This window comes from Pseudomonas sp. (assembly GCF_049590575.1).
Lineage (GTDB): Bacteria > Pseudomonadota > Gammaproteobacteria > Pseudomonadales > Pseudomonadaceae > Aquipseudomonas.
Genome location: NZ_JBAWDE010000238.1, coordinates 1 through 12,322 on the forward strand (window position 1 = coordinate 1; position 12,322 = coordinate 12,322).

Annotated in this window: 13 protein-coding genes; 6 read left to right on the forward strand and 7 right to left on the reverse strand. The window is 59.9% G+C overall.

Translation table 11 applies throughout. From position 1 onward, the window contains the following. The 3 genes from WBR57_RS16260 to WBR57_RS16270 all read right to left on the reverse strand — a co-directional run. Positions 1-269 (reverse strand): dihydrodipicolinate synthase family protein (locus WBR57_RS16260; protein WP_424084698.1); only part of this gene is annotated, 269 nt, incomplete at its 3' end. Positions 270-309: 40 nt separating this feature from the next. Further along, a complete protein-coding gene (locus WBR57_RS16265; protein ID WP_424084699.1) occupies positions 310-1,236 on the reverse strand; it encodes a 4-hydroxyproline epimerase in 927 nt (308 codons plus the stop codon). Between the two features lie 13 nt (positions 1,237-1,249). Continuing rightward, positions 1,250-2,875, reverse strand: coding sequence for an APC family permease (locus WBR57_RS16270; RefSeq protein WP_424084700.1), 1,626 nt, complete (start codon positions 2,873-2,875; stop codon positions 1,250-1,252). Positions 2,876-3,062: 187 nt separating this feature from the next. Between WBR57_RS16270 and WBR57_RS16275 the strand changes: the two genes are divergently transcribed. The 3 genes from WBR57_RS16275 to treS all read left to right on the forward strand — a co-directional run bounded on the left by WBR57_RS16275 (position 3,063) and on the right by treS (position 9,036). Next, complete coding sequence (locus WBR57_RS16275; protein WP_424084701.1) at positions 3,063-3,845, forward strand: helix-turn-helix domain-containing protein; 783 nt, start codon at positions 3,063-3,065, stop codon at positions 3,843-3,845. A 204-nt stretch (positions 3,846-4,049) separates the two neighbouring features. Next, positions 4,050-6,929 carry a hypothetical protein gene (locus tag WBR57_RS16280; protein WP_424084702.1) on the forward strand — a complete coding sequence of 960 codons (2,880 nt, stop codon included), beginning with the start codon at positions 4,050-4,052 and terminating at the stop codon, positions 6,927-6,929. Between the two features lie 43 nt (positions 6,930-6,972). Beyond that, positions 6,973-9,036 (forward strand): maltose alpha-D-glucosyltransferase, encoded by a 2,064-nt coding sequence (gene treS, locus WBR57_RS16285; protein WP_424084703.1) that lies wholly within the window; start codon positions 6,973-6,975, stop codon positions 9,034-9,036. Between the two features lie 102 nt (positions 9,037-9,138). Here the strand turns inward: treS and WBR57_RS16290 are convergent, their stop codons facing one another. Continuing rightward, complete coding sequence (locus tag WBR57_RS16290) at positions 9,139-9,552, reverse strand: hypothetical protein (protein ID WP_424084704.1); 414 nt, start codon at positions 9,550-9,552, stop codon at positions 9,139-9,141. A gap of 183 nt (positions 9,553-9,735) precedes the next feature. Between WBR57_RS16290 and WBR57_RS16295 the strand changes: the two genes are divergently transcribed. Further along, positions 9,736-10,158, forward strand: coding sequence for a hypothetical protein (locus WBR57_RS16295; RefSeq protein WP_424084705.1), 423 nt, complete (start codon positions 9,736-9,738; stop codon positions 10,156-10,158). A gap of 18 nt (positions 10,159-10,176) precedes the next feature. On the opposite strand, the gene WBR57_RS16300 is transcribed toward WBR57_RS16295, so the two are convergent. Further along, on the reverse strand, positions 10,177-10,782 hold the full coding sequence (locus tag WBR57_RS16300; protein ID WP_424084706.1) for a cysteine hydrolase family protein: 606 nt from the start codon (positions 10,780-10,782) through the stop codon (positions 10,177-10,179). A gap of 153 nt (positions 10,783-10,935) precedes the next feature. On the opposite strand from WBR57_RS16300, the gene WBR57_RS16305 reads away from it, so the two are divergent. Beyond that, positions 10,936-11,133 carry a hypothetical protein gene (locus WBR57_RS16305; protein WP_424084707.1) on the forward strand — a complete coding sequence of 66 codons (198 nt, stop codon included), beginning with the start codon at positions 10,936-10,938 and terminating at the stop codon, positions 11,131-11,133. A 16-nt stretch (positions 11,134-11,149) separates the two neighbouring features. Here the strand turns inward: WBR57_RS16305 and WBR57_RS16310 are convergent, their stop codons facing one another. After that, the gene (locus WBR57_RS16310) at positions 11,150-11,431 is read right to left on the reverse strand and encodes a hypothetical protein (protein WP_424084708.1); all 282 of its coding nucleotides are present in this window, start codon (positions 11,429-11,431) and stop codon (positions 11,150-11,152) included. A gap of 139 nt (positions 11,432-11,570) precedes the next feature. Next, entirely contained in the window at positions 11,571-11,780 is a 210-nt protein-coding gene (locus tag WBR57_RS16315; RefSeq protein ID WP_424084709.1) for a hypothetical protein, read from the reverse strand. A gap of 136 nt (positions 11,781-11,916) precedes the next feature. Between WBR57_RS16315 and WBR57_RS16320 the strand changes: the two genes are divergently transcribed. After that, entirely contained in the window at positions 11,917-12,243 is a 327-nt protein-coding gene (locus WBR57_RS16320; protein ID WP_424084710.1) for a hypothetical protein, read from the forward strand. Positions 12,244-12,322 lie beyond the last annotated feature (79 nt).

Here is a 12,322-nt window from a genome sequence, read left to right on the forward strand (position 1 = left end):
GCATGGGCCACCGCTTCCCGGCTGTTCACCGCGCCGGTGCCGACGATGGTCGGCACGCCCGCTGCCACCAGGCGCGCTACGCCTTCCTGGCGCTCGGCTTCGCTCAGCAGCGGCCAGTCACCCATGGAACCGCAATACACCACGGCGCTCATGCCGATATCGATCAGCTCGCGGCCTTTGGCGACCAAGGCGTCGAAGTCCGGTTTGCGCGCGGCGGTGCACGGGGTCATCAGGGCGGGGATGCAACCGGTAAAGATGTTGTCGCTCATGTTCTAGCTCCTGCAGCGTTCAGTTAAATAAGGCCAGGGCTCAGATGCCCCAGGCGAAGGGGTCCTGCTCGTCGATCAGCAACACGCTGTCGGCGGTCATGTGGGCGCGGCCGGTGATGAAGGGGCGTACGCGTTCGCCGTCCCATTCATAGCGGCCTTCGAATTGGCTGCCGGTGATGCTGGCCTGGGTCCAGGTTTCGCCTTCGGCAAGCTTTCCATCGGCGGCCAGACACGCCAGCTTGGCGCTGGTACCGGTGCCGCAGGGCGAGCGGTCGTAGGCTTTGCCGGGGCACATCACGAAGTTGCGGCTGTCGGCGTGGCTGTCGTCGGCGAACAGTTCGATGTGGTCGATCAGCGCGCCGTCGGCGCCATGGATGCCCTGGTCCTGCAGGGCCTTGAGCATGGCCCAGGTATAGTCGGTGAGCGCGTCGACGTTGCTCATCTGCAACGTGTGGCCATGCTCGGCGACCAGGAAAAACCAATTGCCGCCCCAGGCGATATCGCCATAGACCACGCCATGACCAGGCACGTCCACGGGCACCCGTTGGCGATGGCGGTAGGCGGGCACGTTGCGCAATGTCACCGCGCCGTCGTCGTGCAAGGTGGCCGCCACCGGCCCCACGGGCGTGTCGATGGTGTGCACGCCCGGTTGAATGCGCCCCAGGTGATGCAGCGACGCGACCAGGCCAATCGTGCCGTGGCCGCACATGCCCAGGTAACCGGCGTTGTTGAAGAAGATCACCCCGCAGATGGCACCCGGCGTGACCGGCGCGCAGTACAGCGCGCCGACCAGCACATCATTGCCACGCGGTTCCAGAATGCAGGCGCGGCGCCATTGATCATGCGCGCTGCGCAGGTACGCCAATTGCTCGGCAATCGTGCTGCCGACGAGCGCAGGAAAGCCGCTCATCACCAGGCGTGTAGGCTCGCCACCGGTGTGGGAGTCGATCACATGCAGTCGCTTCATAAAACGCTCCGATTTAGTGAGTCGCCGGGGTGAATGGGGCATGGCGGTGAGGCTCGTCAACCGCCTCGCTTTCATCGGCTTCGTGTTCCAGGCGCACCAGCTGCGCCGGCACACCGGTGGCGGCGCCCCAGTAGTAAATGCCGAGGGCGCAGACCGCGACCACCACGGTGTCGAACGGGTGGCTGATGACCCCGATGCCGCCAAAGCTGCCGAGCTTGGAGAGCAGGATAGTCACCGCGTAAAAGCCGATCAGCCAGGCTGACGAGCGCACTTGCTGCTTGAGGCTCAGGTGCGCGGTCGGCACCCAGCGCGCGCACAGCAGGTACACCACGAACATCAGGATTTGCAGGCCAAGCAGCCAGGACACGGTGCTCCAGCCCGACCAGTAGACGATCAGCGCGGCGATGATGAACGACAGCGGGCCCAGCACCGCCATGCCCTTGACGCGAAACGGGCGGGCCATGTCCGGTGCATTGCGGCGCAGCGCGGCGACGGTCACCGGGGCCACGGCGTAGCTGAGGATCAGCGCGGCGGACACCACATTGATCAGCGCTTCCCAGGACGGGAACGGCAGGGTCCAGAACACCGACAGGCCAAAGGTCAGCCACAGCGCCGGGCGCGGGATGCCGGATTTCTCATCAATGCGCGTGAAAATCTTGAAGAACGTGCCGGTCTGCGCCCAGCCGTACACCACACGGGGCGTGGCGTTCATGTAGATGTTGCCGCAGCCGCTGGGGGAAATCACCGCGTCGGCCACCACCAGGTAGGCCAGCCAGCCCACACCCAACGCCAAGGCGATATCGCGATAAGGCAGCGCCAGTTCCTTGCTGATCCCGGCCCAGCCATTGGCGAGCATTTCGGTCGGCACGCCACCGAGGAAGGCGGTTTGCAGCAGCACATAGATCGCGGTCGAGAGCAGCACCGAGAGGATCAGCGCAATCGGAATCGTGCGTTGCGGGTTTTTCACTTCACTGGCTACCGAGATGATCGGCGTCAGGCCCAGGTAGGCAAAAATCACCCCGCCGGCCGACACTGCCATCTCAATCCCCGACAGCCCGAACGGCGCAAAACCCTGCACTTGAAAGTTCGCCGGTTTGAAAAAGGTGAACAGCACGCCGATCACCAGCAACGGCACGATAAACTTGAACACGCTCACCAGGTTATTGGCGATGGCGAAGGTTTTCACGCTGCGGTAATTGAGCACGAAAAACACGCACAGCAGGGCGAATTGCACCAGCCAGCCGAGGGTGGTCGGGTCGCTGGAGCCGACCTTGGTCAGCTCGGGAAACCACGCCGCGGCGTATTGGCGCGAGGCGACCACTTCGATGGCCACCAGGCTGGAAAACGCGATCAGCGTGATAAACCCCATCAGGTAACCCAGCAGCGGGCCGTGGGAGTACACCGGGTAACGCACTACGCCACCGGCGCGGGGCAGGGCGGCGCCGAGTTCGCAGTAGACGATGCCCAGCAGCAGCACGGCGAAACCGCCGATCAGCCACGAGATAATCCCCGCCGGGCCGGCAATCGCCGACACATGGCTGGCCGCAAACAACCAGCCCGAGCCGAAGATGGCGCCCAGGCCGATAAAGGTCAGGTCCATCAGTGAAAGTTGCTTCTTGAATTTGCCTTGAGCAGACATGGCGGCGCCTTCTTGTGAGTTATTGGATAGGCATGCAGTGGCGCTATCGTGAACCCATCGCCAGGGCGCCGATTGATGTTTTGCGCAGCTCTGGATGACGAATTCAGCACAATTCGCCACGCTCGACAGCGTCCTGGGCATGCGGCAATCTGCTCGACGTCGAGGTTAAAAGTGCGGGGAAATACTCATGCTGCAACGCGCGTTTGCGACCCTTTGCCAAGGGAACGAGGCCCATCGCCCGCACAGCATCGAGCACCTGTTGGCCGGTGTGGCGCAGTTGCTGCCGATGTTCGATGTGATCCCGAATGCCGCGATCTTCATCAAGGACCTGGACGCGCGTTACGTGCTGGCCAACCGCACCCTGGTGCAACGCTGCGGCCTCAAGCACCTGCAACCGCTGCTGGGCAAGACCAGCGCCGAAGTGTTCCCCGCGCAACTGGGGCCGGGCTACACCGAGCAGGACCGGCGCGTCCTCGAAGAGGGGTTTGTGCTTGAAGACCAGCTCGAACTGCACCTGTACGGCACCCGCGAACCCGGCTGGTGCCTGACCCACAAGTGGCCGTTGTACAACCACCTGGACGGCATCATCGGGTTGGCCGGCATCTCCGTCGACCTGCAAACCGCCAGCGAAACGCACCCGGCCTACCAGCGCCTGGCCGCCGTGGACGAGCACATCCGCGCGCACTTCAACCGCCGCGTCAGCCTTGGTGAGCTGACGCGCATTGCCGGTATTTCAGTCGCCCAGCTGGAGCGTTACTGCAAGCGCGTGTTCCACCTCACGCCGCGGCAGATGATCCAGAAAGTCCGCCTGGAGCATGCCCATCGCTTATTGCATACCGACCTGCCGATTACCGAGGTGGCGCTGCAGTGCGGCTACACCGACCACAGCGCGTTTACCCGCCAGTTCAAGGCGTCGACCGGGTTTACGCCGAGGCAATATCGGCAGGCGACGGGGGGACGCGATTCATAACGGGTTTACTGTGCGGGGCGCTTTTTCGTTGGGACTTGGGTGGTAGCGATAAGCTATCATTGCTCGCGCATTCGCACGACACCGTTGATTGGAAGGCAGGACGATTCAGTGACTCAGGGACTAGTGAGTAGGTTTCAACATAGTTGGAAAGCCTTTCATAAGGTGTGGAGAGCTGCTAAAGCTACGCCCAAGAGTGAGGGGGCTTTGGAACCCCTGACGCCCGCCTTGCTTGAGGGCAAGCAAGCGGATCGCTATGAAGACGTGTTGCTGAACGCGTTGGGAAACGAGCAGGTCCGCAATGTTGCGCTCACAGGCGGTTACGGCGCAGGCAAGAGCAGTGTGATCAGAACTTTTTTTGATCGCCACCCGGAGTACAAGCACGTACTCGTTTCACTGGCGACCTTCAGCAAGGACAGTCCGATAGAGGGCGAGGCAGGCACCCATCTGATGTCGCGCATTGAGGAGACAATAGTCCAGCAACTGTTGTACGCGGTGCCGGCAAAGCAGCTGCCAAAAACCCGCTTGAAACGTATCGTGCAAGCCTCAAAATCCAGCATTACGTGGCATACAGTGTTCTTCGCGCTGTTGATTGTCAGCGTTTTGCGCATGTATCTACCCTCCGTCAACATGCTCCCCAAAATCGATCCTGCCTGGCTTTTCCCCGGACTGATGCGCCTGCCCGATTGGTGTGCTCTGATTTTTGTAGGGGGCTCGAGCTTGTACATTCTTCATAGCCTGTTGAAGTTCGTCTCGCTCTTCAGCATTGATGGACTGACGCTCAAGGGCGGAAAACTGGAAGCGACTCACCATGGGTCCGTATTGCACAAGCACGTCGACGAAATTATCTACTGTTTCGAACGCAGCGATATCGATGTCGTGGTGATTGAGGACCTCGACAGGTTTGGTATTCAGGATGTGTTTTTTCGCTTGCGCGAGATCAATTTCACGATCCGGCAGGCTCCGCAGATCAAGCGTCCCGTCCATTTCATCTATGCCATACGTGATGAGCTGTTTTCCGTGGGTGAAAAAACCAAGTTCTTTGACCTCATCATTCCCGTGATACCCGTCGTCAACTCGGAGAACTCGTGGGAAAAAATGACGGACTTGTTGAAGACACAACGCTTTGAAGCGGTGAGCCGGCGCCTTCATCCTGGGTTGATCGAGACCGTATGCAACTACATCGATGACATGAGGCTGATCAAGAATATCGTCAATGAGTTCGACATCTTCTCCAGCCTGTTGGGCGGTCGTGGCGTACAGCTGGAGCCGAGCAAGCTGTTTGCAATGGTAGTCGTGCGCAATTTGTACCCTGAAGCGTTTGCCGATCTGATCAAGCGACGAGGGCCGATCTATTCGGTACTTATCGGGTTTGGCGAGTGGCGAGCTAATCAGGCAAGTTGGCTTGAACGCCAAGCGGAAGAAGCGCATCTTCCCCGGTTCAACAAGAGGCAAATGCCGCTCGAACAAGAAATCGAATTACTCAAGAGTCAGAGCCTGCTCGTCAAGCGAATGCCCTTTAGAGTTGCCGCAAAGCAAAAGTACGGTGAGGTGCTGGCCGTGAAACTCGTGGGGCTCGAAGCCGTGGTTGACCTGATGCAGGCTGGCGTCTTCGACACTGATTACAACGATTACCTGAGCTTTTTCTATGAAGGGGCACTCACGCAGGATGACAAGAACCTGATCCTGGCCCTGCGTCGCGGCGAATCCCCGCCGGTTATGGTCATCGTCAACGACCCGGCGCGCGTACTTGCCAAACTTGAGCATGAAGCCCTGGAAGAAGGCCGCGGCTTTATCTCTGGGTTGGTCGAGTATCTTTGCAGTCAACACACTGCCGAAGAGGAGGGGCCCCATGCCGGGAAGCTGGCCACGATCCTCAACGCCGCGCCCGCGTTCATGGAGCGCTTTGCCGAGACGGTCGATTCAATTCTACCGAGCCAGCAGGCACCCATCTTGATTCAGGCTATCTACCACTCAGATCCGATGCTATTGGAGAAGCTGGTGATATCGTCTAGAGCTTTTGCTCAAAGCGGCCCCCGGCAGGCGTTGCTCTGCGCAATTTTCAGTAGCCTGACCTACGAGCAGGTCGCCGAGCTTGAGGACTGCGACTATGGCGTTGCGCACAGTGTCGAAGGACTGTCGGATGTCACTCAGCTACTCCCGCTGCTTGCAAAAGGCGAAGGCGCATGGAAGTGGCTGCAGGAAAAGCCCGTGCAGTTTCATAACCTCAGCGATACAACCCAAGCAGAAGACCTCAAGCAGTTGCTGAGGTTGGGCTTTATCGAGCCGCGTCTGGGTATGTTGGCGCTGATGTGTTCATTGTTTGAAACAAACCCCGTCCCTGAAGCGCCTGTTACCTTTCGTCGGTTATTGGCGTTGCAATTGGACGGTACGGATAAGTTGCTGGCGAAGGATCCGACGGCGTTGGTTAAGGTGTTGTTGGAACAGCCGGGGATGCTGGATGAGTGCGCAGAATCATTGAACGCGTTACTTGCCGCAATCGGTAGTGAACCTGAGTGGGTCAACGCATTACTCGAACGAACCGATTGCCCTTGGGGTGAGCTCAAGAATGCGCCTGTTGCAATCTGGACGCGGCTGCTGGATGCCGACAGAGTCAGTGAGAAGGCCGGTGCGACCTGGGCCTACTTCCTGGCTATCCAAGGACGTAAAGCCCTTCTGGCTGATTTGGTAAAACCCGAGGAGCCTAAGAAAGTGAGTTTGAACAGGTTCATTGAGCGGCATGCAAGCCGCTTGGCTGAAACGCTCTGGACACTTCATCCCGACCGTCATCCCGACTTGCAGGCGTATCTGCTTCGAGAGTCGGCGATCTCGGATAAAACGCTGATGACTCTTTTCTCGGGAACCACCCTGGCAGCGATTGAAACGTTGGTCGCAATCCCGCAAACCCGCTGGGGCATGCTTGTGTCATCCGACTTCCTGCCCTATTCGGAACAAATCAGTGAGATTGTTCAACAGAACGCCAGCCCGGAGGAGGCTGAATATTTCGAACGACGCAAGCCGGTATTCGATGCAACGAATAGCACCTCTACGCCTCATATGACTAGACCCGGTGTTTTCGACATTTGATTCCACCGCGTCGGACTCTTTCACGACGACAGGTACTGAGCTTATGACGGCGGCTGAAAACAACCATGTGAACTGGCTGGTGGAACAATCGATGCTGCACGCGGCACGCCAGCGCGCCAAGCTCTATTCGGGGCAAGGCCGGTTGTGGCAGCAGCCTTACGCGCAGACCCGGCCCCGCGATGCTTCGGCCTTGTCGTCGGTGTGGTTTACCGCCTACCCGGCGTCGATCGTGACCCGCGAGGGCGGCACGGTGCTCGAGGCCCTGGGCGACGAAGCCCTGTGGCATGCGCTGTCGAAGATCGGCATCCAGGGCATTCACAACGGCCCGCTGAAAAAATCCGGGGGCCTGACCGGGACCACCCATACGCCGACCATCGACGGCAATTTTGACCGCATCAGCTTCGAAATCGACCCGCAACTGGGCACCGAGGCGCAGTTGCAGGCGTTGACGCGCATGGCGGCGGCGCACAACGCGGTGATCATCGACGACGTGATCCCTTCGCACACCGGCAAGGGTGCGGACTTTCGCCTGGCCGAGATGGCCTACGAGGACTATCCCGGCCTGTATCACATGGTGGAAATCCGCGAGGAAGACTGGTCATTGCTGCCCGAGGTGCCCGAGGGCCGCGATGCGCAGAACCTCACGCCGCCGGAGGTGGACGCCCTGCGCGACAAGCACTACATCGTCGGCCAGTTGCAGCGGGTGATCTTCTTCGAGCCTGGGGTCAAGGAAACCGACTGGAGCGCAACCCCGGTGGTGCTGGGCGTGGATGGCAAGCCACGGCGCTGGGTGTACCTGCATTACTTCAAGGAAGGCCAGCCATCGCTGAACTGGCTGGACCCGACGTTCGCCGCGCAGCAGATGATCATCGGCGACGCGTTGCACGCCATCGACGTGATGGGCGCAAAAATCCTGCGCCTGGATGCCAATGGTTTTCTCGGTGTGGAACGCAAGCTCGATGGCACTGCGTGGTCGGAGAGCCATCCCCTGTCGATCACCGGCAACCAGTTGCTCGGCGGGGCGATTCGCAAGGCGGGCGGGTTCAGCTTCCAGGAGTTGAACCTCACCGTCGACGACATTGCGTCAATGTCCCACGGTGGCGCCGACCTGTCCTATGACTTCATCACGCGCCCCGCGTATCAACACGCGCTGCTGATGGGCGATGCTGAATTCCTGCGCCTGATGCTGCGCGAAATGCACCGCCAGGGCATCGACCCAGGCTCGCTGATCCACGCCTTGCAGAACCACGATGAGCTGACCCTGGAACTGGTGCACTTCTGGACCTTGCACGCGCATGACACCTTCCTGTACCAGGGCCAGACTTTCCCCGGCAATATCCTGCGCGAGCACATCCGCGAGCAGATGTACGAGCGCCTGGCCGGCGAGCACGCGCCGTACAACCTCAAGTTCGTGACCAATGGCGTGTCGTGCACCACGGCGAGCATCATCACGGCGGCGCTGGGGATTCGTGACCTTGATGCGATCACCGCGGCGGATATTCAGCAGATTCGCCAGATTCATTTGCTGCTGGTGATGTACAACGCCATGCAGCCGGGCGTGTTTGCGTTGTCGGGTTGGGACCTGGTGGGGGCGTTGCCGCTGGCCGCCGAAGAGGTTGAGCACTTGATGCGCGATGGCGACACGCGCTGGATTCACCGCGGCGCCTATGACCTGGTCGACCTGAACCCCGACGCCGAGCTGTCCGCCGGACACATGCCGCGCTCGAAAAGCCTCTACGGCAGCCTGAACAGCCAGCTGCAGGACCCCGAATCATTCGCCTCGCAGCTGCAGAAAATCCTCGCGGTACGCCGTGCCTACGACATCGCCGCCAGCCGCCAGATCCAGGTGCCGGATGTGCAGCACCCCGGGTTGCTGATCATGGTCCACGAACTGCCGGCCGGCAAAGGTACGCAAATCACCGCGCTGAACTTCAGCAACACGCCGATCACGGAAACCCTGAACCTGCCCGATATTGCGGCGGGGATGGTGGTGGACATCATCAATGAGCGGGTGGAAGGCGATCTGACGGCGGAGGGCGAGTTCACCATCACGCTGGATGCGTATGAGGGCCTGGCGTTGCGCGTGATCGGCAGTGCGCCGATCTGACGGCGGAGGGTGCGCTTAGTGTGCCCTGTAAGCTTTGTGGGGTGAGCGGGCGGTGCGACGATTCGATAAGCCCGCTCACCCCATTGACCTCGTCGCGACGTCTCAAATCGTCTGCCAATAGCGGTGTTCATCAACCGCCATTCGCGGGCTGCGCTTGGAGCGCGCCATAAACCACTCCAGCACCAGGTATTCGGGTAATCCACAGCGCCAGTAACGCTCGCCCTCGTGGGCGAGGTGTACGGCTTGCGCGTCGGTAGGGCGGCTGTAGATGAAGGCGTTTTCAATCCCGTAGCTTTCAAACCATGCGCCCTGGGCGCCGGGCTTGCGCACCACATGATCGGCGGCCAGCAACACATCGAAGGGTTTGATGCCTGCACGGCTCAACCGCCGGGCTTCCGAGGCGCTGGACGCCGTGGCAATGCAGTAGTAGCCCATGCGGTTGAGCATCTTTTCAATCTGCATGACATGCGCGTGCAGTGGATCCGCGATAAGGATCCGCAGGTGTTTGTCGATCATTGGAGGGTACCTGTCAGTTGGGTGCCGGGCGCGTTCCATGTGCGAGTGGCTGAGGGCCCAGCTTAGCGATGACGGGTGTGGGTGGATTTAAGACGGGTCTGAAAGTCCGGCGTGCGTGCAGCGCCGGTTGATGCGGGGCATGAATGCAACTAGGATCACCGCCTTTTTCAAGGGAATGAAACCATGCACCCCACACGCCACGCCGTTGTTTTGCGCTCCGTTGCGCTGATGCTGTCCGCCCTGGGGCTGACCGGTTGCATCCATTACGAACACAAGAGCGCAGAGGGCCAGCCCGTCGCGCAAGTCGTGACCATCCAGCAGCTCAATAAACATCTGACGATTACCCAGATCGATGACGATACGACGCTGTTCTGGCTAAGCCGCCAGAGCGAATACCGGCTGGGCGCCGGCATCCACAAGATTCGCGTCAAATGGTACTTCGGTGAAGCCAGCACGGCGCCCCTTGAGACCACGGTTAACCTGGTCGGTGGCCGCACCTATGGGCTGGACGGCCAGATGTTGATGGATCGCTGGGGCTACGATATTCGTGATGTCGAGACGGGGCAGAGCGCCTTCCTTATCCCCCAAGCGGCCAAGACGCCTTGATCAGGGTAAAGGCGTTTTTCACTTGGCCGCCAGCGCACCCAGGAACTGGGTGTGTTTCAGCGTCTGGGAAAACATCGGCAAGGTGAAGTTTTCGGCGGCCTGTTGTTGTTCGTCAGTGAAGGTCGCGGTGCAATCGGTCAAGGTGACCACGTTGTAGCCCTTCTCATACCCAGACCGCACCGTACCTTCGACACAGCAGTTGGTCAGGAAACCCGCCACCACCAGGGTGTGGATGCCGTTGTTGCGCAGCACCAGGTCCAGGCCGGTGGTGGCAAAGCCATCCAGGCCGCGCTTGCCTTCGATGACGATATCGCCGGCTTCCTGGGACAGCGCTTCACTGATCTCGGCGCCCCAGGTGCCGGCGATGAAGGCATGGCCGTCGGCGACCCCCTTGAGGATCCCATAGTCGCGTGTGGTCAGCTCGGGGTAGCCCTCGGCGAAACGGATCGGCAAATGAATGATCTTCACCCCCAGCTCGCGCGCCTGTTGCACCGTGGTCGCGGCGTTGGCAAGCATATCGGTGTTGTGCATGACGTCTTTGACGGCTTCGTGGAACACGCCACCCTGGGTGGTGAAGTCGTTCTGGAATTCAATCAGGACCAGTGCGGTGGTGTGCGGGTTCATGGTGGTTCTCCGATAGATGGGCCGTAGGCGTTAATCGTAGATCAGTGGCAACCGCGCAATACTTGCCGTTCGTCCAGTGCCTGGCACTCTCCAACTGCTGCCGTCTCTCATGATTATGCGCGGGCATTCCTCGCGTCAGACTGGAGACATAGCATGCACATTGACGAAAATGCACCCGGCAATCGCTCCCAACAGGCTGTAACGCGCGAAACCGACAACGAAACCGGCTTGGACCCGAAGCGCGGTGAAGGTCAAATCCCGCTGCCGGCGGATGACGATGCACCGCTTGAAGAAGACATGTCGGATGTGGACGCCGCCGATTCGGTGGCCAGCGAACACCCGGACAACTGATTAAAGCTGCGCGCTTTCAATCGTCCACGGTGAAGGTCACCCAGCCAGGGCCATCGGTGGCGCGTTCTATCTCAACGATCACGCCACCCACCGAAGTGCCATCCGGCAGGTTGACGGCGACGAAGTTGGGGTGGCCGGGCCACTGCAGCGGCTTGTCGAAACTCAAGCGTGCGATGGTTGGCTTGCCGCTGCTGGTGAGCTGAATGTTCACCGACTCGTTAAGGCGCTCATCCGACTCCGTGCCCATGTGGCGCGAGGCGGTGATGACACTGGCGATACCCTGATAATCGTAAGACATTGGCTGACCTTCCTCAGTGGAACGCGGACGTATCCGCGTTGATGTTGTTTGGAGGAGGGTGGGCCAATGATCGTTCAATCCGGCTGACCGAATGCCCTGCACCAGCAACAGCAGCCATACAGGAAAGCAGCCGGCGGGATTACTCCGGCGACATCAGTACCGCCAGGGTCAGTTTGATAAACTCCTCGTTGTCGTCGATGGTGTGCAACGCGCTGCGAATGTTCTCCGCTACCTCGGCGGACCCGCGTTGCTCGACCCAGTTGGAAAGCTCCATGACAGACGCTTCAAGGGCCAACTGGTTTTCATAGAGCTTTGAGAGCAGGGACGGCAGTAGGTCTGAGTTTGGCATGGCTGATTCTCCGTGATGCAAACAGCTTAGCAGCCTATGCAATGAAGGGTTTGATTCAGGTCGACAGGATGCCGGGCTTTTGGCATGTGCGATGGGGTGTTAAATTCGCCGGGTTAATTCCCACAAGGACAGTGAAATGGCCCGCTACTTCAAAAGCCCAGACAGTGACCAGATTGAAGAGGTCGACGCATTTCAAGTGTTGGCGGTATTTTTCCTCGGTCCGATCTACCTTCTTTTCGCCGGCCTCTGGCAGCACCTGCTGATATGGGCTGTCGCGATAGGATTGGGCATCGTCGCAGGCCCGCCCTGGGCGGTTATACCGGCAGCATTGCCGATCATCTACTGTTTTTTGATCCGCAACATCGTAGCTAAGGAATATTTGAAAAAGGGCTGGCTGGAAGTACCGGACCCCAAGCTTGCGCTGAAGCACCCAGCGCCAAGCGCTCAGTCGCCCGCTGAGTAACCGTTGCGCGACTGGACAAAATGCCGTCTACAAGCGGACTTGGCGCAAGCGCATAACCGGCTGGGGTGGGCCGACACTG